Origin of the sequence: Amphibacillus sp. Q70 (genome assembly GCF_052055485.1) — a bacterium.
Lineage (GTDB): Bacteria > Bacillota > Bacilli > Bacillales > Amphibacillaceae > Amphibacillus.
This window is the reverse complement of the sequence record NZ_CP197171.1, coordinates 3801063-3823058: the sequence shown is the minus strand read 5'-3', so window position 1 is coordinate 3823058 and position 21996 is coordinate 3801063. Positions and strand designations below refer to the sequence as shown.

Genomic DNA, 21996 nt, shown 5'->3' with positions numbered 1-21996 from the left:
TTCACTCTATTTTCATGTCATAGCACATACGTCTTTTTAAGAAGAGGGGCTTAGCCTTTAGCTTTGTCTCTTTTTGTCGTATAATGTCTTAGTAACTCAGGAAACCTATTAATATCAAGGGATAAGGGGGCTTTTTTATTAACGCCCCCCAGAATGTCCCCCAACCGTTTCTAAACTCTCACTAAACAAGGTCACACTTTCCGCCTCTAACTGCTTAAATGAATGGCTATAAATTTCCATAACCATAGCAGGAGTATTTCCCAAACGATCAGCAATCACTTTTACATTGACGCCCTTACTTATTAAAATGGTCGCATGGGTATGTCTGAACCCGTGTGGAGTTATCCTATTCACATCAGCCATATTAACCATATTATCAAGGTTGTAGTTCATTACAGTGTCTGATATAGGAGTACAGTGTTTTTGGGAGATAAAAATAAATGTATCATTGGTCATTTTTTTGCCAAACCGGATCAAAGTTTCCTTACACCAAACTTGATATTTTTTTAGTTGCTGCACAAGCACGTCATCAATTAAGATTGTTCGATAACTGTTTTTGGTTTTTGGTGGACGTACTCCACCACCATCATCTTTAGTTCTTTCTACCGTTAAGGTTTTATTGTCAAAGTCAATATTGTTCCACTGTAAACCACGAGCTTCACCACGTCTAAGTCCGGTATAGGCTAGGAGTAAAAATATTGTGTAGACAGTTATATTTGCCTTTGACTGGGTAACGGAAAGTAACTTATTTAACTCTTCCACAGTTAAAAAGTTTTCTTCAGCCCTATTTTTAATGTGTGAAGCAGGGTCTTTAATAACAATTTTATTAAAGCGATTCCTTGTTAGTATTTCATCATCAACCGCTGCATTTATCGCAATTTTAAAGACTTGATGATATAATTTTATTGTACTGATACTAAGTTTTTTAGCAAGCAAACCATTGATAAACACACGCTTGTACGTCATCTTATCGAGTTTTTGTAACTTATAATGTCCTAACATAGGTTTAATGTGTAATTGTATAAGTTGTTTTCTATGGTTGCGCGTGGACGTCTTCCAAGCACTTTTATTTGATTTATACCATACATCAATCCACTGGGATACAGTCAATTGATCAGATTCTATTTGCTTGCTAGCACCTCGAAGCGTTAAGGCTTTTACATCTAATAATTCCCTTAATGCTTCTATTTCTGTTTCTATCCCCTGCCTGCTTTTTTCTCTTCTCTCTCCACTGTCATCATAATATTTATGACGAAAACACCACAACTTTTCACCTTTTGCATTAAAGTAATAATACAATTCTGGGTCTTTTTTTGATTTGTATAATTTCAATTTTCTCATCCTTTTCTAACGTGGACAGACGTTTTAAGGATGTTGTTTTTTTATCACCACCTTTCAGTTTTAGAGAATGTTTGTTTGGTCTGAATCGTAAAAATTTTTAAGGTGAATTACCTCATCCGGAATATTATAGACACCTCCAATTTCGTTGATTGTCATATTAGTATGCTTATGTTCGTAGATGGATTGATCAGGAAGCAATAACTCTACAGCGAGTTGATTAGCTTCTCTTTCGATCTTTCCAACAGGGTACAGCGTATTTTTTCTTAAAAATGGTGTGTTTGATCTAGGGTGTAATATGGCATGAGAAAGCTCATGTGCAGCTGTAAACTGTTTAAGTTGTTCGTTTAAATTTGTATTGAGAATGATAAATTTATTTCTCCTGTTATACTTGTAAAAACCCATAATTTCTTCGTGTAAACCTTTCTCAAATATGATGATATTTAAATGTTCAGCTAAAAGATAAGGGTCATTTGTGTCATATTGGTTTATTAATTGTTCAGCAATCTTTTTTATACGCATACTTAACCCCCATAGATTACTACACCACTATTTTCTCTTCCTCTTTGGAGTATATTTTTTATTAATTTTGGTAGTTTGCTTTTCGACGAACTCTAATGCCTCTAATAATGATTCAACTGCTTCTTCACTCATTGGCTCACCTGAAAAGGCTAAACCATCTCCATCGTTACCTTCCATTAAATCCTGACGCATTTTTGCCATTCGTTTTGCAATATCCCTCTCATCTTTCTCGGTCAAACTGTCGTCGTATTGCTTTTTATCTGTACGACCTAGGAGATAGTCGGTAGATACGTTGAAAAAGTCAGCCACTTTCTCCAACTTGTCCGAAGACGGCTTATTTTTTTTCCATGAATAAAGGGAGTTTCTGCTAAAACCTAACTTTTCTTCTAATTCAACAATTGCAATCTTTTGTTCTCCGCATAATTTTTTTACTATATCAAATGCAGTCATATCAACCATCCTAGAAGCTCACAGAAATAAATTAAAGATTTCTTTAATATTTTGTTGACATCTATAAAAATCTTTAATATACTCTAGATAAGCTATTTAATTAGCTATAAAAGACAATAAAAAATACGACCCAGGTAAACGCGAAATTTTGAGCTGGCAGGCGACAAAATGTATTGCGACAGGCTTTTTAAAGTCTTATTTAGCTATGTCTGTATTCTATAATTTTCTTTAATATTTGTCAACACTTATAGCTAATTTTATAGCTTTCTTTAAAATATATACCTTATTCAGGCTTATAGCTTATGTGGTGGTAGCAACGCTAATCAATGAGGAAAGGGGTAAAAACAATGTCACACGAAGAATTTAGCATTAGAGTACGTGCAAAACTCCGTGAAGTCGGAATGACGCAAACGGATTTAGCTAATCATTTAGGAATTACTCAACCGTACTTATCTGATATTTTGCTTGGAAGACGTACAGGAAAGAAAGCTCAAGAACATTTAAAGGCGGTTCAAGAAATACTCGGGATTAAGCGAGGTGATTAACATGACATCCCCTACTGCAACGGTCAAAGTTGAAGTCAATGAGTCGGAAATAATAGAACACATTAAACAAAGAGTAGATGCACTAGCAGACGGATTCTTTATCATGCTAGATGTGGACACGCTAGCTAAAAGAATGTGTTTAAGCAAACGGTTTATTGAAGATGAGCTTTTGTCGGATGTAAGAATAAAAGCTATTGAGCGAAAAAAATCAAGAAAACGCATGTATTTTACTGATGAACTTATCCCGGTCATCAAAGAAATTGTTTATGAAAAATGGTAACTAAAAATAAAAAATACGTGGACAGACGTTGAAAAGAGGTTAGACCATGCAAAAACAAAAAAGACAAAACAGGCTAAAGATATTCGAAGCCCGCTTTGACCGTATCATGCAGTTAAAACAAAAAGATCGCAAAGAACCTGCTGAAAGATTGATGAAGGACATGGAAGAAGTATTTAACATACCGTACTCGTTAGAACCTGATTGGTTGAGGAAAAACGAGGACGTTATGGACTTGTACGAAAAAGTTAATATGGAGGCGTTGTAGATGATTATTAAAGCTAAGGATTGGGTATTATTACCTGGAAGCTTAAAAAGAGAGTTTTTAAGAATGGCTATGCACTCGAAAGGTGGGGTTTAATTGCCCAAAGTGAAGTTTTGGACAGATGAAGAAATTAGTTTTTTGCAAGAGAGATGGGGATTAACAAGTATTCGGAGGATTGCACTTAAATTAGGAAGATCAGAAAATGCAGTTAAGTTAAAAGCTCAAAGATTAGGACTTGGTGATGCCCGAACACATTATGACGGGATTACGTTAAACCAACTGTCACTTGTCTTAAACACGCATTATAGCATATTAAAAAATTGGACAAAAATTTATGGTTTTCCAGCAAAAACAAAAGTATTTGCGCTTAAAGATGAGGTTTTGGTTGTAACTTATAAAGATTTCTGGAAATGGGCTAAAGAAAATAAACATATGTTGGACTTTAGTCGTTTGGAAAGACTGTCACTTGGACCCGAACCCATTTGGGTGGCAGAAAAAAGGAAAGCTGACCAAATTAAAAAACAGTATGTTCCTAAACCGCATAATACACCTTGGAGTAGAACCGATGACGAAAAGTTAAAGTGGATGCTCAACAAGTTTGAGTACACGTATCCTCGAATAGCAGTCGAATTGAATCGTAGTCAAGGTGCAATAAAAAGACGCATATATGACCTCGATTTAAAAGCAAGACCCATTAGATTACCGAACCACATCAAGTATACGAAAGAAGAAGAAGACTTAATTGTTGATTTGCTGGACAAAGGATACTGCTTTGATGTGATTGCAACGCGAATGAACAAAAGCGCACTAGCAGTTCGTGGTAAAGCAGAACGAATGGGCTATCGATTTAAAAACGGTGTTCCTTATAAGTTGGAGAAAGAAGTGAAGGCATATGGTTAACAGAAATATGTTGTATAGCGATTATTTTGAACATTGGTTTGAGACTTACCGATTACCTAAAATACGTCAAGTGACATCTGATAAGTACTACGTTTTGCATGGGATCATTGCAAAAAGCGCCTTAGGAAAAACACCCTTGTCTAAAATAACCCGAAAAGATGTACAAAATTTTATGAATGACTATGGAAAAGTAAGAAGCAAGAACACTGTCCTTGGTACACGAATGACAATTAAAGCTAGTTTTGCAGATGCTCAACTTGACGGTCTTATTAAAACAAATCCTGGTGGAAAAATTGAATTGGTCACCATCGAAGATGGTTGGGATGTGGCGAAACAAAAACAAGTTCGTGAAGCTAAAAAGTGGTTAGAGATTGATGAATATAGAAGATTAAAAATGTTTTTATTAGGTCTTATGCACGTTAATTTTCAACGATCGGATTCGGAAAATTATAAATTAAAAAACGAATTGTCCGAGGAAGTCGCCATTTTTCCAAGTAGTGAATATCCTCTACAAATGCGTTTGTGCATTATCTATATCGCATTAAAAACGGGAGCCAGGTATTCAGAAATATTAGGTCTCACTAAAGAAGATATAGATTTTAAAAACGGATTATTGAACATTGATAAGACTTGGGATTATAAATACGATAAAACGTTTGTCCCTACAAAAAATTTATCAAGCATTCGAAAAATCCCGGTTGATATTGAATTTTTAAAAGTCTTAGAAATCTATTTAGCGTGGTTGGATAAATGCGAAATAGAAATCAATCAACATGCGATTTTTATAAAAAAAGGTTTGCAAGTATTTAACAGTACGATAAACCATGCTCTTAAATTAATCTTAATTTGTTTAAAAATCGAACCGATAACATTGCATAAGCTTAGGCACACACACGCTTCCATTTTAATTGCTCAAGGAGTACCGATAGACGTTGTTGCTAAACGTTTAGGACATACAGATACAGATATGATTCAGAGGGTGTATGGACACTTGTTAAAAGATACAGAGCAAAAGGGCAATAAAAAGATATTGGAGTTGATCTAATGCTATCAACCGAAACTATTAATCAATTATTAGGAATAACAGAAAGCTATCAAGCCCCAGCTAAAATGTTAGATTTAATGCTTGATGATAATCAGAGACCGTTGCTGTTTGATGAGTTTTTAGAACATGAACATGACTTAAGTTATGAGTGGTTCCAGGGGTATTTTGAAAACGAGCATTCGGACAGGAAAGTTAAGAAACAAGACTTCACGCCCAATAGTGTATCAGAACTATTAGCTAAACTAACTGGTCAAAGTAACGTTTATTTTGAATCCACTGCAGGAACAGGCGGAATTATGATACAAGCTTGGCATGAGCATAGATGTAGCAAACATCCGATTGAATACGATCCGCGTGCTTATTGGTATCAAGTTGAGGAATTATCAGACAGGGCAATACCATTCCTAATATTTAATATGAGCGTTAGAGGTATGAATGGGGTTGTGCTTCACGGTGATAGCTTATCAAGGGAATTTAAAGAAGTTTACTTTATCCGAAATGACACATCCGACTTTATGGCATACAGCGAAGTCATTAAAATGCCTAAAAAAAAGGATTTGGAACGAGAATTAGACATTAAAAAATGGACAAGTCAGGAGTTGATTTAATGCATTTACTAATAAACGTCTTTCTTTTAATCGTCATATTTAGTTGTCTGACAGGACTTTTTAATATTTATCTAGCGCTAAAGATCGGAGGATCTGCAGATGATGATTTATAGTTTAATAATTATTGTGTTATGGGTGATCCATGCAATCGATATGAGGCGATATATCACAGATGACAAAGTACCTATCAAGCTCTATTATCTAGCAATCTTTGTTATTGTGATAAACCAAATTGGTTGGGTTGCAGCCTTAAAAATGTAAAGGGAGGTTTGATTGATGATAAGTCTTAAGCATTATTTAAAATCGGACCATGATCGAGCGGTCAAGCTCAACGACTATTATGAGTATTATACTAACCTGGCCAACTTTGAATTGGCAAAAGGTAACTTTAAAAACGCCGAACAGTGTATGCGTCATGCAACGACAATGATTACGGAATTGAGTCGATTAAATACTACTAAAGTAGCGGAAGAAACGTTACGAGAATTAACTGATCAGATGGTGCAGCGTAGGAAGGATTGGTTTTGATTATGAAACGTAAATACAGAAAAACAAAGAAAGATACAATTTTAACAGCTGAAGTATATTACACGCCAGCTTATCAAAGTTATTTTTCAGCAGGAGATGAATCTGAAGCTTTTTGCTCAAATTGTGATGAATATTTAGAGGATGGTTGGAATTATTGTCCTATGTGTGGAGCTAAGATGTTTGAGTACTACGATGAATTTGACGATAAGGAATGGGGAGTAGGGAGGTGAACACATTGAAAGGTTATGAGAAGCTAGGACCTCAAGGTCGATCCGTATTTGCAAGAGCGCATTGTAATCATTTAAAAGCTCTAGGCAGGGAAGCAAGAGAACAGTTTGAGTTAGCCAATGTCAAAGAAATTAAAGCGAACAGCAAAGAAAAGGTTATTGAAGTCTATTTTAGAAATGGTGAATTAGTAAAGTACAAGCCTAACGGTGATTGGTTTTGAAGGGGGGAAGCAAAATGGAAGAATGCAGACACGAAGATTATGAAACAATTGACATTGGCGGCACAGACGAAAGAATAACCATTTGCCATGATTGCGGTAAAGAACTTTAAAGGAGGTGAGGAGAATGGATCCAGCAGAGCAGTATCATCTAGCAATGGAATATGGCTTCATTTGTAAGGAATGTGGACTTGAAATAGATGGGTGTGAAACAGGTTATCCAAGACAATGTAATGAGTGTACAGAAAAACCCACTGACGGCAATCAGTGAGCTTTAAAAAATAACCACTTTAAGTATATCACAAATCGGAAGGAGAATTAATTGTGTCGGTTAAAATTAATAAACTTGAAATCGAAAATGTCAAACGTGTGAAAGCCGTAAAAATAGAACCTACTGCAAATGGGTTGACCATTCTAGGTGGTAAGAACAGACAGGGAAAGACAAGCGTCCTTGATGCCATTGCTTGGGCATTGGGTGGCAATAAGTACAAGCCTAGCGATGCAACTAGAGAAGGTTCAATGTCCAACCCTTATCTTTCTATTACACTATCAAATGGTCTGGTAGTGGAGCGTAAAGGAAAAAACAGTGATTTAAAAGTCATTGATCCGAGTGGTGAAAAAGCAGGACAACAACTATTGAATAGTTTTGTAGAAGAATTAGCCATTGACTTACCAAAGTTCATGGATTCGAGCAGCAAAGAAAAAGCGAATACGCTTCTTCATATCATTGGAGTTGGTGAACAGCTTTATAAGTATGAACATGAAGAAAAAGAGTTGTATAACAAGCGATTAACAATTGGCCAGATTGCTACCCAAAAGAAGAAATTTGCTGACGAGCAAACGTATTACACAGATGCACCTAAGGAACTTGTATCTGCATCTGATTTAATCAATCAGCAACAGGCTATCCTTGCTCAAAATGGTGAAAATCAGCGAAAACGTGATCAGTTGGCTAATATCCAACAACAATATGTTGCAAAGGGTCAAGAAATTGAACAGATTAAAACTAAGCTTCAAGAGGCTGAACAACAGTATGCTCAGTTGGGGCAAGATTTGCAGACAGCTCAGACAACAGCACAGGACCTACAAGACCAATCGACCGAGGAATTGCAATGTAATATCCAAGAGATTGATGAAATTAATCGTAAGGTACGTGCGAACCTTGATAAAGATAAGGCAGAAGAGGATGCAAGAGACTACAACGTTCAGTATGACGAACTGACAAAGCAGATTAATGATGTTCGTCAGAAGAAAACAGATCTCTTAGACAATGCAGATTTACCATTAGAAGGTTTGTCCGTTGAAGATGGTGATTTGCTCTATAACGGTTATAAGTGGGATGGCATGAGTGGTGCAGATAAATTAAGAGTATCTACCTCAATTGTACGTAAGCTTAAGCCTAATTGTGGATTTATCTTACTAGATAAGTTAGAGCAAATGGACACAGAAACATTAGAGGAATTCGGACAATGGTTAGTTCAAGAAGATTTACAAGCCATAGCCACACGAGTATCTAGTGGTGATGAATGTTCAATCATTATTGAAGATGGTTATGTCGTTGGACAGGATAATATACCGCCAGAACCATCTAACCAGGAGGTCCTTAAGCAAGAGGAATCCCCAAAACAATGGAAAGCAGGTGAATTTTAATAATGAATATTACGAAAGGAAAGGTTGCAAAAGCACAGAAGTGCGTAATTTACGGTCCCGAGGGGATTGGTAAATCTTCTTTTGCTGCACAGTTTCCGGATCCTTTATTTATTGACACTGAAGGATCCACAAGCAACATGGATGTGGCTCGAATGGATAAACCATCGAGTTGGACATTTTTATTACAGCAAATAGAATTTGTGAAACAAAATCGTCCATGTCAAACATTAATCATTGACACCATTGACTGGGCAGAACGGATGTGTATTGAGCATATCTGTCAGATCAATCAGAAGAAAAGTATTGAGGACTTTGGTTATGGATCAGGTTATATCAAAGTAGAAGAGGAATTAGGACGTTTTCTCAATGTATTACAAGATGTAGTAGATCAAGGGATCAATGTTGTTTTAACGGCTCATTCGATTATTCGTAAGTTTGAGCAACCTGATGAAATGGGAGCCTATGATCGTTACGAATTAAAACTAGGAAAAAAGACAACTGCTCGTACATCATCATTAGTCAAAGAATGGGCAGACATGGTTCTATTCATGAATTATAAAACATTTAGTGTATCGACGGATGACAAAGGTAAAAAACATAAGGCGCAAGGTGGTGCTCGTACCATCTATGCAAATCATCATCCGGCATGGGATGCTAAGAACCGTCACGGTTTACCAGATGAATTTCCATTAGACTATGCACAGATTGCTCATATTTTTTCTGAACAAGCTACAACACAGACTCAACCAATGCAACAAGCGTCGGTTCAGCAGCAAATACAATCAGTCAATGAGCCAGTGCAACAAACACCATCTGTTGAACAGACAGTTACTCAAGAGCCTGTACAACAACCGGCAGTAGCAGATACATCTGCACCACCGTTTGACCAGCCGACCTTGAATCCAGCAATCCCACAATCATTACGAGATTTAATGACTAAAGACGGAGTTTCGGAAGCTGAAATACAGGTTGTAGTTGGTCAAAAAGGATATTATCCGCAAGACACGCCAATCGCCAATTATGATGTCAGTTTCATAGAGGGTGTTCTAGTAGGGGCTTGGGAGCAAGTTCATGGCATGGTTAAAGATTTTAGAAATCAATTACCATTTAAATAATGATTAGGAGGCATAAATGATGAGTCAAGAAATAGAACGAGAATTAGGTTGGGATGATGAGATAGAGAAAAGTGGTCCTGAGTTTATCTTATTACCGGAAGGGAGTTACAACTTTAGGGTTGAGAAATTTGAAAGAGGGAGACATACAGGAAGTGCAAATTTACCAGCTTGTAATAAAGCGGTGCTAACTTTGAAAGTAGATGGTGGCGAACATGGAGAAGCGACCGTTACTAATAACCTATTCCTTCACTCGAAGACAGAAGGATTCCTTTCAGCTTTCTTTGAAGCAATTGGCCAGAAAAAAGAAGGTGAAAGAGTAAAGATGAATTGGAATATGGTTATTGGTGCTGTTGGTCGCTGTGAATTAGAAATTAATCGATTTACAAGTAATAAAGGAAATGAAATTGAGAATAACCAAGTCAAGACGTTTTTACCGTATGAAGAATACTTGAAGCATGCGGGTGGAAACCAACAGCCAACACAACAAGCACCATTTCCAACTAATACGCAACCGCCGCAACAACAAGGTGGATTTACACCAGGACAATTTTAAAAATGAAAAGGTTACTTATAGTAACGTTGTATAAGTTCTCTGATGGTGATTTACTTATCGTCACTGGGCATTTCAACAACACTGAATTGATGGCACTCAAAGGAGAGGGCTACAGGCGGAATAATCCATTACTCAACAAACATGGAATAAGAGTAGGGTAGGAGAGGACACTATGAAACTTAGAGACTATCAACAAGAAGCTCGGGTATCGATTCAAAAACAGTGGAATGAGGGCGTCAAAAAGACGCTTCTTGTTCTACCTACTGGAACAGGAAAAACGATCGTGTTTAGTAAGGTCATTGAAGATAGAGTACGTATCGGTGAACGTGTATTAGTTTTAGCCCATCGAGGTGAATTATTAGAACAAGCTGCAGATAAATTAGAAAAAGCAACTGGATTGAAAACAGCTACTGAAAAAGCCGAAGAAACATCTATCCATAGTTGGTTTAGAGTAGTTGTGGGTAGCGTTCAAACCTTGATGAGAGAAAAACGCTTGAAGCAATTCCCTACAGATTACTTTGATACCATCATTATTGATGAAGCACATCATTGTATATCAGATAGTTATCAACGTGTATTGGATTATTTTGAAGATGCAAATGTATTAGGTGTTACTGCAACACCAGATCGTGGAGACATGAAGAATCTAGGTTCATATTTTGAGAATCTTGCTTATGAGTATACGTTACCGAAAGCGATCAAAGAAGGTTATTTATCACCGATTAAGGCATTAACGATTCCATTGCAGTTAGATTTATCACAAGTAGGACAACAAGCAGGGGACTTTGCTGCAGGACAATTAGGTAGCGCATTGGATCCATATTTAGAATCTATTGCAGATGAAATGCTGAGAGTAGCAAGTGATAGAAAAATCGTTGTCTTTTTACCACTCGTTAAAACTAGCCAAAAGTTTATGGAAATACTAAATCAAAAAGGATTTAAAGCAGCAGAAGTTAATGGAGAATCACAAGATCGAGCGGAGATATTAGAAGATTTCGACAATGATAAATATAACGTACTTTGCAATTCAATGCTACTTACAGAAGGTTGGGATTGCCCATCAGTCGATTGCATTGTTGTCCTTAGACCGACAAAGGTACGCAGTCTTTATAGTCAGATGGTTGGGCGTGGTACCCGACTTTACCCTGATAAAACTGAATTATTGTTATTAGACTTTTTGTGGCATACAGAACGACATGAATTATGCCATCCGGCTCACTTGATTGCAGAAAATGATGAAGTAGCCAATGCAATGACCAAACAAATTGAAGAGGCAGGCATGCCCCTTGATTTAGAAGATATTCAAGAATCTGCTGCAGAAGATGTTGTTTCTCAACGTGAAGAGGCATTGGCTAAGCAATTGAAAGAAATGAAACGACGAAAACATAAGCTAGTAGATCCATTACAATTTGAAATGAGTATCCAAGCTGAAGACTTATCAAGCTATGTTCCGTCATTCGGTTGGGAAATGGAGCCACCTAGTAAGCAACAAGTTAAAAAATTAGAAAATCTCGGCATCATGCCTGATGAAATCGACAATGCCGGAAAAGCTTCAAAGATTCTTGATCGATTAGAAAAGCGTAAGGAACAAGGATTAGCTACACCTAAACAAATTCGTTTTCTTGAACAGCGTGGATTTCAGCACGTAGGCAAATGGGAGTTCGAGAATGCTAGAAAGTTAATTGATCGTATTGCAGCGAATGGGTGGAGAACACCAGCTGGTCTTAATCCAAAAGAGTATAAGCCAGAGAAGGTAGAGAAAACAGTGGAGGCAATGCCATTATGGAGTTAATAAAAATAGGTGAAGTATATGGAACATAAACTAGATTTAATAAAATTATTAGAATACATTGATCCAGCTATGACTGATTATCAAGAATGGTTAAACGTTGGTATGGCTTTGAAGTCAGAAGGCTATACGGCTAGTGATTGGGATAGTTGGAGCAAACGGGATGGGGCACGGTACCATCCCGGTGAATGCTTCAAGAAGTGGAATACATTCGAGGGAAACGGTATTACTGGTGCTACCATTACTCAAATGGCCAAAGATTACGGTTGGGAACCAGCTAGAAAAGTAGAAGAATATGAACTTGGCTGGAATGATGAGATACAAGGTGATAATGATTATGTTGTTATTGATAAGAACTGGATTGAGAGAATGGAAATACAAGAACCATCGCATTGGAATCCAATTAAAGAAATAACAACTTATTTAGAAACGCTTTTTGAAGCATCTGAAAATGTTGGCTATGTGACATCAACTTGGCAAACCGATGATGGTAAATATTTGCCCACGAAAGGGAATTACGATAGACAAGCTGGTGAACTCATTCAGCAATTGAATCAATCAAACGGTGATATCGGTGCAGTTTTAGGTGATTATAACTCTGAAGCAGGGGCGTGGATAAGATTTAATCCGTTAGATGGTAAAGGTGTTAAAAATGAAAACGTCACGGATTATAAATATGCGTTAGTCGAATCTGATTCTATGGATTTGGAAAAACAAAATGCTATTTTACGAGAATTAGAATTACCTATCGCTGCTCTTGTTTATAGTGGAAAGAAAAGTATCCATGCGATCGTGAAAGTAGAAGCAACGAACTATGAAGAATATAGAAAACGTGTGAATTATTTGTATGACGTTTGTAAAAAGAATGGCTTAGATATTGATAACCAGAACAGAAATCCTTCTAGGCTATCACGTATGCCAGGATTCGAGCGAAATGGTAAGAAGCAATTTATTATCGATACGCACATCGGTAAAACAAGTTGGTTAGAGTGGGAAGATTGGATTGAGGATTTAAATGATGATCTTCCCGATCCAGAAAGTTTAACAGATTTTTGGGACAACATGCCCGATTTAGCGCCACCATTAATAGAAGGAGTACTTAGACAAGGTCATAAAATGCTGATGGCTGGACCATCAAAGGCAGGAAAGTCATTTGCCTTAATTGGTCTAAGTATTGCCATTGCTGAGGGGTCTAAGTGGATAGGATGGCAATGTACGCAAGGGAAAGTTCTGTACGTCAATTTAGAATTGGATAGAGCCAGTGCCTTGCATCGTTTTAAAGATGTATATAGTTCACTCGGCCTCCGACCAGACAATATAGCCAATGTTGACATTTGGAATCTTAGAGGGAAATCTGTTCCGATGGATAAACTTGCTCCTAAGTTAATCAGACGGGCGCAGAAGAAGAATTATATAGCAGTTATCATTGACCCAATTTATAAAGTTTTAACTGGTGATGAAAATAGTGCGGATCAGATGGCTCATTTCACTAATCAATTTGACAAAGTGGCAACGGAATTAGGGTCTAGTGTAATCTACTGTCATCACCATTCTAAAGGTACGCAAGGCGGTAAAAAGTCGATGGATAGAGCAAGTGGCTCAGGCGTATTTGCCAGAGATCCCGATGCCTTAATTGACTTAGTTGAGTTGGATTTAACAGAGGATTTAATTAAGCAACAAGAAGCAAGTGCTGTAGCTTCTATTTATACTAAGACAATCGAAAAGGAAAATTTTGATTACTTTGATGAGAATGTCGGCTTAGATGATCAACAAAGCGTTCCACAAATGACGATACATGCTAAAAATGCGCTAGATAAGGCTAGGTTAGACCAAATAAATGCCGAGATAGATAAAGTAGTTGAAGCAATAAAAAATCGATCAGCATGGCGTGTTGAAGGTACATTAAGGGAGTATCCGAAGTTTGCCCCAGTTAACATGTGGTTCCAGTATCCGATTCATAAAGTTGATGATACAGGCATCCTTAAAGATATTCAGCCAGAGAGTGAACAACCGACTTGGCAAAAGAATTCAAGTAAGAAAAAGAAAACATCAAAGGAACGTAAGCAAGAGCAAAATGAAGCAATAGAATCAGCATTTGAAGCTTGTACAATTGATGAAGTTGTAACTCTAGAATCAATTGCTGAATTCATGGGCGTAACAGACAGAACTGTTAGAAATAGAATTAAAAGTCACGGTGGTTTTAACATTGAAAATGGAGAAGTTACAAAAAAATAAAGTAAATAATGAAATGAAAATGAGGGATATTTTCCTTTCACTTCATTATTGAAATGAAACAACGTGATTTCAGTTTTCATTTTCATTATTCAAAGGAAATGAAATAACGTTCCTTCAATTTCAATTTCATAATAAATCGTGAAAATGAAAGGACGTGCCTTCATTTTCAGAGTGAAATGAAAAGGTATATATATAATATATAAATTTCCGTTTCACTCACGTTCAAGTCATGAGAAAAAAAGTGGTGGGCTATGCAGTTGCCCGCCACACCATTTTTCTCTTTCATGACGAAATCAAAATTTCAAAAACTAAATTCAAAATTATGGAGGGTGAGGAATGACCATAGAATTCTTTATGCCAATGCAAAAAATTCCTACAACCACGCATCAGCAAAAACAGGTCACGGTACGTAATGGAAAGCCAGCTTTTTACGAGCCAGAGGATTTGAAAACAGCCCGTTCTAAATTAATGGCTCATTTGGGTAAACATGCTCCTGACAAACCTTTAAATGGTCCTGTAAGGTTAATAGTCAAATGGTGCTTTCAAGCAGCTGGATTACACAAAAACGGTGAATACAAGACGACTAAACCTGACTTGGACAATAGCAATAAGCTTTTACAAGATTGCATGACAAAGTTAGATTTTTGGAAAGACGATAATCAGGTAGCAAGTCTGATTGCTGAAAAGTTTTGGGCTGATGTTCCAGGCATTTATATAAAAATCGAAGAGGTGTAAGCCATGGATTATCAACAATTCTATAACGAAATCGTTGCTTGGATAAAACAAGTTAATCAAAAGGCTAGTCAATTCGGTATGGATAGTCAAGAATTCTGGGATTGGGTTATGTCATCTGTTACAGATTTTGAAGTACGTTATAACAAAAATAAGCTTGTCATCAAACAAATGGCTATGCTTGTTCAGTGGCTTGAGGATATTTACTTTACGAGTAAGGGAAGTTAGGGGGAGTAGGATTAGGATGCAACTATCAGAAAAACAGTTAAAGATTATCACTGAAACTGCCTCAAGGGAAGCTGTGAAAGCTCATCAAGCTTACTTAGAAGAGCAGGAGAAAGTAAAACACGATAGACGATTACGTAATATCAAATTGTTGTTGAAAAACTATAGAGCTCTTGTTTTACATTGTCAAAAACGAGAGGATGACCTTTTGAAATTTGAAGAAACGTCAATCCTTGATCTTGATTTAGATGAGATTAACCTTGAATCGATCGAATCAATTAAACAGAGTAAGAAAAAATCCATTGCAATGGTCCACTTCATAAAGGGTAAAATTGAAGCTTACCGCCATAACTGCAGCCAAAATGAATTAAAGTATTTTAGGGTGTTGGAAAAGAAGTATATAACCCCTAAAAAATATACAGTTCAAGAGATCGCAAAGATAGAGAACATTGATAGAGCTACCGTACATCGTTACTTAAATAAGGCTATGACAGACTTACCAGTGATCTTTTTTGGTATTGATGCAATCAAGTTTGAAAAGTAATCCTGCGACAAAATCGCACGGCACTGCGACTATTTATGTGATAATATGATAGTGTGATAAATTAGCGTTAAAGGCACCTGCTTTTGTGGGTGTCTTTTTTTAAAAATTCGTTCCCCTTTTCCAGTTACTATGATAAAATTATAGTAAAATCTGACTAGGGGTTGATAAAATATGGCTAAGTTATGTGCTATATGTGGATCAGAAACAGGGCTTGACAGAAACTCAATAGCCAATAAAGAAGTAGCTTGCCGCAGTTGTATTAATCAAGCAAAACTAACAGCTTTAGAAGTTTTAAAATTAAGGAAAATGACAGCTGATGATTTAAAAGAAAAGATAAATAACGTTAGCGAAAATAAAGATGATCCAGCTAATTTTAATACTACTAAGAAAATAGGCTCTCATGTAGCCTTTGATGATCATAAGAAAAAATGGGGGATTCCTAGTGCGTTAGGGCTTGTATTACCACAAAACTTTTATGATTATAACGACGTAGTCGCAATAGAATTATTGGAAGATGGCCAAACTCAAGTTAAGGGCGGAATAGGTAGAGCCCTTGTTGGCGGTGCTTTAGCTGGTGGTGCAGGTGCTATTGTTGGTGCGGTTACTCGCAAAAGCAAAGACGTTTGTAATAGTTTAAAAGTAAAAGTTACGACCAGAGACATAAATAAACCAGCTGTCTTTATTACATTCTTAGATAAAAAAACAAAAAAAGATAGTTCAGCATATAAAAAAGCATATCAGCAAGCACAAGAGTGTTTATCGGCATTTCAAGTGATTTGCGATCGAAATAATTAAAGGCATCCTAACGGGTGTCTTTTTAATACTCAAAATACAACAAAACCCATTCAAAATGGCACTTTGAATGGGTATGTTTCACGCTTGTTCACCTTTAGAATCTTGCAGAGTAAGTCCATAGCTGTAGCCGCTAGATATAAACGGTTTCGCCGTTCAGGGACCCGCGCTTTCTAAGTAGAGGGAAATCGAACCCACTAAGAGTGCCATTCTTAGCTTCTTGAGATTTGCTATGACTTAAGCGGACGTGACCCCGCTATAAAGATTCCCCTTATAGTTCATAGCTAAATAAGGGTGATATTAATATCATTCATATCCGTTTAACGCTCGTATAGCGGAAAGGCTGACAGGACCTTTCGGGTTATCGTCATTTTCGAATGATATGTAACATCACTTATCTTATTTTAAAGGAACAAGGGGAGTGCAAAAATGTGGACAAAACGACCAACTCCTGTCTCCCCTCTCATTCGAGGGATATGTATATTATAGGACAATTTATCTTTATTTGAAACAAATTTTATCGAAATGACAAAGTGGGAGGTAGGTGTCATGTGACATGACTAAGAAAAACAAAGGTGGGCGAAAAAGTAAATATCATACGCATGTTGAGCCGCGACTTATTGAGGTCGAGGGTTGGGCGAGAGATGGACTCATAGATGAGCAAATAGCAAAAAATTTAAATGTGGCTGTCTCGACTTTTCATAGTTACAAAAACAAATTTCCGGAGTTAACGGAGTCCTTAAAAAAGAACAAAGATATCGCTGATCGTGAAGTCGAAAACGCTCTGCTTAAAAGAGCTTTAGGGTATCAGTTTACAGAGACAACTTTTGAAGGTGGCGTTGAAACTAAACGGGTTGTAAAACAAGTTCAGCCCGATACCACAGCTCAAATATTTTGGCTCAAGAACCGTAAACCCGATAAATGGCGGGATAAACAGGACATTGAACATAGCGGACATGTTGATATTGCTTCTAAGGCTAAAGCTATTGACGATTACTTAAACGGTGATTCTTCATGACACCGCAAGAAAAACGATATTTAGACCTGGTAAAAAATGAGCCAGTGAAATTTGGTCACTGGACAGGATTTAATGACTTAGTCGACATTCACAACGAATGGATTAAGTCCTTTTTATTTGCGAAAGATGATCAAACCTTATTGGCCCATCGTGGGAGTTTTAAAACAACCTGCTTGGCCATTGCGATTGCTTTACTAATCGTCCTTTTTCCTAATCTCAATATTATCTTTTTCAGGAAGACTGATACAGATGTCATTGAAATTGTACAACAGGTCAGAAAGATATTACTTAGCGATTACTTTCAAAAGCTTGCTTATGTTCTTTATGGTGTGGAACTTATCCTACTCAAAGAAAACAGCTACGAGATTGATACCAATCTAAAAACATCTGCAAGAGGTACATCACAACTTCTTGGTATGGGTATTAAAGCATCTATCACAGGTAAACACGCTGATATCATCATTACTGATGATATTGTCAATGTTAAAGACCGTGTGAGTAAGGCAGAGCGTGAAATTATCAAATTGCAGTACCAGGAGTTGCAAAATATTAAAAACCGTGGGGGTAGATTTATAAATACAGGTACACCATGGCACAAGGAAGATGCTATATCTAAAATGCCCAATGTCACTAAATACGACTTTGCTAAAACTGCTTTAATCACAAAAGAGCAGCTGCAACATTTGAGGGGTAGTATGTCACCGTCCTTATTCGCTGCTAACTATGAGTTGAAACATATTGCTGATGGTGATGCTATGTTCGGTACACCTAAGTATACAAATGAGCCAGAACTTATATTTAACGGTGTAGGTCATATTGATGCTGCTTATGGAGGGTCAGATGCTACTTCATTTACGATATTTAAGGTTATGGGCGAGCGCATCATAGGCTTTGGTAAGCGTTGGGAAAAGCATGTTGATGATTGTTTGAGTGAGATTGTAGCCTTTCATAAAGAATTCAGAGCTGGCACGATTCACGTTGAGAAAAACGCTGATAAAGGCTATCTTGCCAAAGAATTAAACAAGAGAAAAGCCTTTGCCCAAGAGTACCACGAATCGCAAAATAAATTTATTAAAATAACAACCTATCTCCGTAAATATTGGAAACAAATTGAGTGGTTGGAAGATACGGATCCAGAATACATCAACGAGATTTTGGACTACACAGAAAACGCAGAACATGACGATTCCCCGGATAGTGCAGCAAGTTTACTTAGAAAAATAAAAGGTCAATCTGGTTGGCTGGTATAAGAGAGGTGAAAAGAATGGTTGATAAAAATGATTTAAAAAAAGACGGGCGCTCATACTGCTTACAGCAAATAGAGTTATTATATGAAAAATCCAAAATCACCATAATTACCGATGAACTAGCGAAACTTTCTGAGGCTATGGCACACCTTTATAGAGAATTAAACAATTTTTAGCATATTTAACTTATAAATAGAAATGAGGTGAGACAGTGGATAGTAAATATTTATTAAGTGATAATCCCAACGTAGTGGCTGGTGCTCTTAGCAAGGCTATACAAGAGGATAAGTTATCACGTGACAAAAAACATGCCAGACAAGGACAAGATTACTACGATTACAAGCATGATATTTTAAACAACCGCATTTTTTACTTAGATGATAATGACGTTCTGCAGGAAGATGAGTTTGCTTCTAACATTAAAATTCCGCACCCTTTTTTTACGGAGCTTGTGGATCAAAAAGTACAGTACCTCTTATCCAATCCAGTTGATATAGAGGTTGAAGATGAAGCATTTCAAGAGCATTTGGATTCATACTATAACGAGGACCTTCAACTGTTCTTACAAGAAGTGTTGGAAGGGGCTTCAGTGAAAGGATTTGAATATGCCTATGCCCGTACCAATAGTGATGACGTTCTATGCTTTCAAGTTTCAGATAGCTTACAAACGTTTGATGTTTACAATAAAGACGGTGAACGTGAAGCGGTGGTTCGCTATTACAGCAAGGATATCACCAGAGACGGTAAAAATACCACCGTAGAGCATGCGGAAATTTGGGACTCCGAAAAGGTAACCTTCTTTATAAAAGATAAAAACGGGAGGTTTGTTCTTGACGAGAAACGAGAAGAAAACCCACGGGCCCATGTTGTAGCTATTTCGGAAGACGGGGAAACACTCGAACGTTCTTATGGTACGATACCGTTCTATCGTTTGGGAAATAACAAGAAAAGCAGCACTGATTTAGAGCCTATTAAGGCGCTCATTGACGATTACGACCTCATGGCATGTTTTATATCTAATAACTTGCAAGATTTCACTGAAGCTATTTATGTGGTCAAGGGTTTCCCGGGTGATAATTTAGATAAGTTGCGAAAAAATGTTAAAGCTAAAAAGACAATTGGCCTGCCTCTAGATGGCGGGGTAGACATTAAAACTTTCAATGTCCCTGTGGAAGGTCGGAAAACTAAGCTTGAGATTAATAAAGATGCCATTTATAAGTTTGGTATGGGATTTGACAGTACACAGGTTGGCGATGGCAATATCACTAACATTGTTATTAAATCAAGGTACGCACTACTTGATATGAAAGCTAATAAAGCTGAAATAAGGCTTAGATCATTGCTTAAATGGATAAATGATCTAATTGTCCAAGATATCAATAGACGTCACGGGACAGCCTATAAAGCATCTGATATTAAGGTGAATATCACTCGTGAGACCATGGTTAATGAGACCGATCTAGTAAACAATGAAAAGGTAAAAGAAGAAACCCGGAAGATTATCATAGATTCCATTCTTGCGGTTGCACCTAGGTTAGATGATGAAACGGTACTTAAGTTAATTTGCGAACAGTTTGATCTTGATTGGGAAGAGGTGCAAGAATTAATAGATTCAGAGGATTTCGGACCCTCGTTTGCTGAAAATACAGATCCAGTAGAAGAGGGTGAACCAGATGCAGGAGATGGACAAGTGGCAGAAGGAAATTGATAGACTATCCTACTTTGAAGAAAATGCAGTTAATAAAAAGCTGTTTAGATATTACCGCCAAGCGTTAATAGACATCAAAAAAGAAATGAAAGTTTTCATGGATAATTATGAGAACCTTTCTTTTTCTAAACGACTTGAAGCTGAAAGATTGCTGGAAAACGGTAAGCAAATTGATAAGATTTTACGTGATATAAACGGTCAAGTTAATAATACAATTGAAAAATATATCCATGATTCAGCTGAACGGGGCTATTATGGTTCTTGGTATGCTATGGAGGGTGCTAATAACATTCAGTTGGACATGAATATGCTACCAGAGGATTATATTAAACAGCTGGTACATCACCCCGTTAAAGGTAAGGTATTCTCTAAACGCTTATACAGCTACACCAATAAACTAGCTAAACAGGTAACTACTTCTTTATTAGATGCAGCCCGAACAGGTAAAAGCTATGCAGTTGCTGCTAAAAATATATCTGAAATGACGGAAGCAACCTATAAACGTGCTTTCAGGATTGCTCGTACAGAAGGTGGGCGAGTCCAATCCACTGCTAAACAACGTAGTTATGTTGAAGCCAAAAAGAAAGGTGTGGACCTTAAAAAGAAATGGTTGTCCACGCTTGACAATAATACTCGTGACACACACCAGGGGTTAGATGGTCAGGTGGTTGAAATTGAAGAGCAATTTGAGTCTTTAAATGGCAACAAGGCAGATGGACCACGTTTGTTTGGTGTAGCAAGTGAGGATATTAATTGTCGTTGTACCACCATCACCGAAGTAAATGGTATGTCACCAGAATTAAGGCGAGACAACGAAGGTAACGAATTTCCTTATAAAAATTATGATGAGTGGTATAATAAACGTATAGAAGAGCAGGAAAGATCAGCTAGTGATGGGGATTTTGGAGCCAATCTTGATTATGTTCGTAGTAAAGAATATCGTGACGAAATAGCCAATGAATCACGTTTAAGTCATATTGCTGATGAAGTTGCTAACACTGCAAGACGAATGTTGCAGCACAGAAACGGTACTCCATTTGAAGATTACTATTTATTAGATAGTCAATCCGGTAAAACGGTGGCGATCTCAAATAAAGCTAGAAAAACAAAAGGTGTTGTTTATAACAATAAAATACGCCAAGCTTTTAAAGACGGAGAACATGAAAACTATATATCTATACACAATCATCCATCTAGTTTTCCTCCGTCTTTATCTGATATTGCTTCATTAGGTAGAAAGAATAAAAATAATACAGTAGATCTTGGGGTGGTCGCTGGACACGATGGTAGTATATATTGGCATACGAAACCGAATAAGGCATTTGGTAAAAATGATAATTCCACCTACAATAAATTAATAGAACAGAATGTTAAATTAGGGTATAATGAAATTAGAGCACAAGAAATCGCATTAGGGGAATTTGCGAAACGCTATGATTTTAAATTTGGAAAGGTTGGTGACTGA

Annotated in this window: 28 protein-coding genes; 25 read left to right on the top strand and 3 right to left on the bottom strand. The window is 37.0% G+C overall.

The window, feature by feature from the left end; all coding sequences use genetic code 11:
- Positions 1–138: 138 nt before the first annotated feature.
- The 3 genes from ACS127_RS17410 to ACS127_RS17400 are packed head-to-tail and all read right to left on the bottom strand — an operon-like array spanning position 139 to position 2310.
- A complete protein-coding gene (locus ACS127_RS17410) occupies positions 139–1341 on the bottom strand; it encodes a tyrosine-type recombinase/integrase (RefSeq protein ID WP_440896277.1) in 1203 nt (400 codons plus the stop codon).
- 60 nt (positions 1342–1401) lie between these two features.
- Positions 1402–1860 carry an ImmA/IrrE family metallo-endopeptidase gene (locus tag ACS127_RS17405; protein WP_440896276.1) on the bottom strand — a complete coding sequence of 153 codons (459 nt, stop codon included), beginning with the start codon at positions 1858–1860 and terminating at the stop codon, positions 1402–1404.
- A 27-nt stretch (positions 1861–1887) separates the two neighbouring features.
- Positions 1888–2310 carry a helix-turn-helix domain-containing protein gene (locus tag ACS127_RS17400; protein WP_440896275.1) on the bottom strand — a complete coding sequence of 141 codons (423 nt, stop codon included), beginning with the start codon at positions 2308–2310 and terminating at the stop codon, positions 1888–1890.
- 347 nt (positions 2311–2657) lie between these two features.
- Between ACS127_RS17400 and ACS127_RS17395 the strand changes: the two genes are divergently transcribed.
- The 25 genes from ACS127_RS17395 to ACS127_RS17275 all read left to right on the top strand — a co-directional run bounded on the left by ACS127_RS17395 (position 2658) and on the right by ACS127_RS17275 (position 21996).
- Entirely contained in the window at positions 2658–2855 is a 198-nt protein-coding gene (locus tag ACS127_RS17395) for a helix-turn-helix domain-containing protein (RefSeq protein ID WP_440896274.1), read from the top strand.
- Between the two features lies 1 nt (position 2856).
- The gene (locus ACS127_RS17390) at positions 2857–3135 is read left to right on the top strand and encodes a hypothetical protein (RefSeq protein ID WP_440896273.1); all 279 of its coding nucleotides are present in this window, start codon (positions 2857–2859) and stop codon (positions 3133–3135) included.
- A 46-nt stretch (positions 3136–3181) separates the two neighbouring features.
- Positions 3182–3400 carry a hypothetical protein gene (locus tag ACS127_RS17385; protein ID WP_440896272.1) on the top strand — a complete coding sequence of 73 codons (219 nt, stop codon included), beginning with the start codon at positions 3182–3184 and terminating at the stop codon, positions 3398–3400.
- Positions 3401–3502: 102 nt separating this feature from the next.
- Complete coding sequence (locus tag ACS127_RS17380; RefSeq protein WP_440898173.1) at positions 3503–4297, top strand: hypothetical protein; 795 nt, start codon at positions 3503–3505, stop codon at positions 4295–4297.
- Entirely contained in the window at positions 4290–5342 is a 1053-nt protein-coding gene (locus tag ACS127_RS17375; RefSeq protein WP_440896271.1) for a tyrosine-type recombinase/integrase, read from the top strand. Before ACS127_RS17380 ends, ACS127_RS17375 begins: the two co-directional genes overlap by 8 nt.
- Complete coding sequence (locus tag ACS127_RS17370) at positions 5342–5950, top strand: N-6 DNA methylase (protein ID WP_440896270.1); 609 nt, start codon at positions 5342–5344, stop codon at positions 5948–5950. The genes ACS127_RS17375 and ACS127_RS17370 overlap by 1 nt, the downstream gene beginning before the upstream one ends.
- A gap of 99 nt (positions 5951–6049) precedes the next feature.
- The gene (locus ACS127_RS17365) at positions 6050–6211 is read left to right on the top strand and encodes a hypothetical protein (RefSeq protein ID WP_440896269.1); all 162 of its coding nucleotides are present in this window, start codon (positions 6050–6052) and stop codon (positions 6209–6211) included.
- Between the two features lie 15 nt (positions 6212–6226).
- The gene (locus ACS127_RS17360; protein ID WP_440896268.1) at positions 6227–6478 is read left to right on the top strand and encodes a hypothetical protein; all 252 of its coding nucleotides are present in this window, start codon (positions 6227–6229) and stop codon (positions 6476–6478) included.
- 2 nt (positions 6479–6480) lie between these two features.
- Positions 6481–6708, top strand: a complete 228-nt coding sequence (locus ACS127_RS17355; RefSeq protein WP_440896267.1) for a zinc ribbon domain-containing protein — start codon at positions 6481–6483, stop codon at positions 6706–6708.
- A 5-nt stretch (positions 6709–6713) separates the two neighbouring features.
- Entirely contained in the window at positions 6714–6926 is a 213-nt protein-coding gene (locus tag ACS127_RS17350; RefSeq protein WP_440896266.1) for a hypothetical protein, read from the top strand.
- Positions 6927–7050: 124 nt separating this feature from the next.
- Positions 7051–7194, top strand: a complete 144-nt coding sequence (locus ACS127_RS17345) for a hypothetical protein (protein WP_440896265.1) — start codon at positions 7051–7053, stop codon at positions 7192–7194.
- 53 nt (positions 7195–7247) lie between these two features.
- Entirely contained in the window at positions 7248–8573 is a 1326-nt protein-coding gene (locus ACS127_RS17340; protein ID WP_440896264.1) for an AAA family ATPase, read from the top strand.
- Positions 8574–8575: 2 nt separating this feature from the next.
- Positions 8576–9688 (top strand): ATP-binding protein, encoded by a 1113-nt coding sequence (locus ACS127_RS17335; protein WP_440896263.1) that lies wholly within the window; start codon positions 8576–8578, stop codon positions 9686–9688.
- 19 nt (positions 9689–9707) lie between these two features.
- A complete protein-coding gene (locus ACS127_RS17330) occupies positions 9708–10241 on the top strand; it encodes a hypothetical protein (protein WP_440896262.1) in 534 nt (177 codons plus the stop codon).
- A 172-nt stretch (positions 10242–10413) separates the two neighbouring features.
- Positions 10414–12033, top strand: coding sequence for a DEAD/DEAH box helicase (locus ACS127_RS17325; RefSeq protein WP_440896261.1), 1620 nt, complete (start codon positions 10414–10416; stop codon positions 12031–12033).
- A gap of 18 nt (positions 12034–12051) precedes the next feature.
- Positions 12052–14265 carry an AAA family ATPase gene (locus tag ACS127_RS17320; RefSeq protein ID WP_440896260.1) on the top strand — a complete coding sequence of 738 codons (2214 nt, stop codon included), beginning with the start codon at positions 12052–12054 and terminating at the stop codon, positions 14263–14265.
- A 336-nt stretch (positions 14266–14601) separates the two neighbouring features.
- A complete protein-coding gene (locus tag ACS127_RS17315; RefSeq protein ID WP_440896259.1) occupies positions 14602–15000 on the top strand; it encodes a RusA family crossover junction endodeoxyribonuclease in 399 nt (132 codons plus the stop codon).
- Positions 15001–15003: 3 nt separating this feature from the next.
- Positions 15004–15225: a hypothetical protein gene (locus tag ACS127_RS17310; protein WP_440896258.1), complete on the top strand. Its 222-nt coding sequence runs from the start codon at positions 15004–15006 to the stop codon at positions 15223–15225.
- Between the two features lie 16 nt (positions 15226–15241).
- Positions 15242–15766: a hypothetical protein gene (locus ACS127_RS17305; protein ID WP_440896257.1), complete on the top strand. Its 525-nt coding sequence runs from the start codon at positions 15242–15244 to the stop codon at positions 15764–15766.
- Positions 15767–15937: 171 nt separating this feature from the next.
- Entirely contained in the window at positions 15938–16561 is a 624-nt protein-coding gene (locus ACS127_RS17300) for a hypothetical protein (protein WP_440896256.1), read from the top strand.
- A 553-nt stretch (positions 16562–17114) separates the two neighbouring features.
- Positions 17115–17576 (top strand): transposase, encoded by a 462-nt coding sequence (locus ACS127_RS17295; protein ID WP_440896255.1) that lies wholly within the window; start codon positions 17115–17117, stop codon positions 17574–17576.
- Positions 17573–18826, top strand: a complete 1254-nt coding sequence (locus ACS127_RS17290; protein WP_440896254.1) for a terminase large subunit domain-containing protein — start codon at positions 17573–17575, stop codon at positions 18824–18826. The genes ACS127_RS17295 and ACS127_RS17290 overlap by 4 nt, the downstream gene beginning before the upstream one ends.
- A 14-nt stretch (positions 18827–18840) precedes the next feature.
- On the top strand, positions 18841–18999 hold the full coding sequence (locus ACS127_RS17285; RefSeq protein WP_440896253.1) for a hypothetical protein: 159 nt from the start codon (positions 18841–18843) through the stop codon (positions 18997–18999).
- Between the two features lie 35 nt (positions 19000–19034).
- Positions 19035–20531 carry a phage portal protein gene (locus ACS127_RS17280; RefSeq protein WP_440896252.1) on the top strand — a complete coding sequence of 499 codons (1497 nt, stop codon included), beginning with the start codon at positions 19035–19037 and terminating at the stop codon, positions 20529–20531.
- The gene (locus tag ACS127_RS17275; protein WP_440896251.1) at positions 20497–21996 is read left to right on the top strand and encodes a phage minor head protein; all 1500 of its coding nucleotides are present in this window, start codon (positions 20497–20499) and stop codon (positions 21994–21996) included. The genes ACS127_RS17280 and ACS127_RS17275 overlap by 35 nt, the downstream gene beginning before the upstream one ends.

What these genes read in the sequence shown, in the direction of transcription:
- ACS127_RS17410 (WP_440896277.1), bottom strand. Translation starts at nt 1,341, where the DNA reads ATGAGAAAATTGAAATTATACAAATCAAAAAAAGACCCAGAATTGTAT.
- ACS127_RS17405 (WP_440896276.1), bottom strand. Translation starts at nt 1,860, where the DNA reads ATGCGTATAAAAAAGATTGCTGAACAATTAATAAACCAATATGACACA.
- ACS127_RS17400 (WP_440896275.1), bottom strand. Translation starts at nt 2,310, where the DNA reads ATGACTGCATTTGATATAGTAAAAAAATTATGCGGAGAACAAAAGATT.
- ACS127_RS17395 (WP_440896274.1), top strand. Translation starts at nt 2,658, where the DNA reads ATGTCACACGAAGAATTTAGCATTAGAGTACGTGCAAAACTCCGTGAA.
- ACS127_RS17390 (WP_440896273.1), top strand. Translation starts at nt 2,857, where the DNA reads ATGACATCCCCTACTGCAACGGTCAAAGTTGAAGTCAATGAGTCGGAA.
- ACS127_RS17385 (WP_440896272.1), top strand. Translation starts at nt 3,182, where the DNA reads ATGCAAAAACAAAAAAGACAAAACAGGCTAAAGATATTCGAAGCCCGC.
- ACS127_RS17375 (WP_440896271.1), top strand. Translation starts at nt 4,290, where the DNA reads ATGGTTAACAGAAATATGTTGTATAGCGATTATTTTGAACATTGGTTT.
- ACS127_RS17370 (WP_440896270.1), top strand. Translation starts at nt 5,342, where the DNA reads ATGCTATCAACCGAAACTATTAATCAATTATTAGGAATAACAGAAAGC.
- ACS127_RS17365 (WP_440896269.1), top strand. Translation starts at nt 6,050, where the DNA reads ATGATGATTTATAGTTTAATAATTATTGTGTTATGGGTGATCCATGCA.
- ACS127_RS17360 (WP_440896268.1), top strand. Translation starts at nt 6,227, where the DNA reads ATGATAAGTCTTAAGCATTATTTAAAATCGGACCATGATCGAGCGGTC.
- ACS127_RS17355 (WP_440896267.1), top strand. Translation starts at nt 6,481, where the DNA reads ATGAAACGTAAATACAGAAAAACAAAGAAAGATACAATTTTAACAGCT.
- ACS127_RS17345 (WP_440896265.1), top strand. Translation starts at nt 7,051, where the DNA reads ATGGATCCAGCAGAGCAGTATCATCTAGCAATGGAATATGGCTTCATT.
- ACS127_RS17335 (WP_440896263.1), top strand. Translation starts at nt 8,576, where the DNA reads ATGAATATTACGAAAGGAAAGGTTGCAAAAGCACAGAAGTGCGTAATT.
- ACS127_RS17330 (WP_440896262.1), top strand. Translation starts at nt 9,708, where the DNA reads ATGAGTCAAGAAATAGAACGAGAATTAGGTTGGGATGATGAGATAGAG.
- ACS127_RS17325 (WP_440896261.1), top strand. Translation starts at nt 10,414, where the DNA reads ATGAAACTTAGAGACTATCAACAAGAAGCTCGGGTATCGATTCAAAAA.
- ACS127_RS17320 (WP_440896260.1), top strand. Translation starts at nt 12,052, where the DNA reads ATGGAACATAAACTAGATTTAATAAAATTATTAGAATACATTGATCCA.
- ACS127_RS17315 (WP_440896259.1), top strand. Translation starts at nt 14,602, where the DNA reads ATGACCATAGAATTCTTTATGCCAATGCAAAAAATTCCTACAACCACG.
- ACS127_RS17310 (WP_440896258.1), top strand. Translation starts at nt 15,004, where the DNA reads ATGGATTATCAACAATTCTATAACGAAATCGTTGCTTGGATAAAACAA.
- ACS127_RS17305 (WP_440896257.1), top strand. Translation starts at nt 15,242, where the DNA reads ATGCAACTATCAGAAAAACAGTTAAAGATTATCACTGAAACTGCCTCA.
- ACS127_RS17300 (WP_440896256.1), top strand. Translation starts at nt 15,938, where the DNA reads ATGGCTAAGTTATGTGCTATATGTGGATCAGAAACAGGGCTTGACAGA.
- ACS127_RS17295 (WP_440896255.1), top strand. Translation starts at nt 17,115, where the DNA reads ATGACTAAGAAAAACAAAGGTGGGCGAAAAAGTAAATATCATACGCAT.
- ACS127_RS17290 (WP_440896254.1), top strand. Translation starts at nt 17,573, where the DNA reads ATGACACCGCAAGAAAAACGATATTTAGACCTGGTAAAAAATGAGCCA.
- ACS127_RS17285 (WP_440896253.1), top strand. Translation starts at nt 18,841, where the DNA reads ATGGTTGATAAAAATGATTTAAAAAAAGACGGGCGCTCATACTGCTTA.
- ACS127_RS17275 (WP_440896251.1), top strand. Translation starts at nt 20,497, where the DNA reads ATGCAGGAGATGGACAAGTGGCAGAAGGAAATTGATAGACTATCCTAC.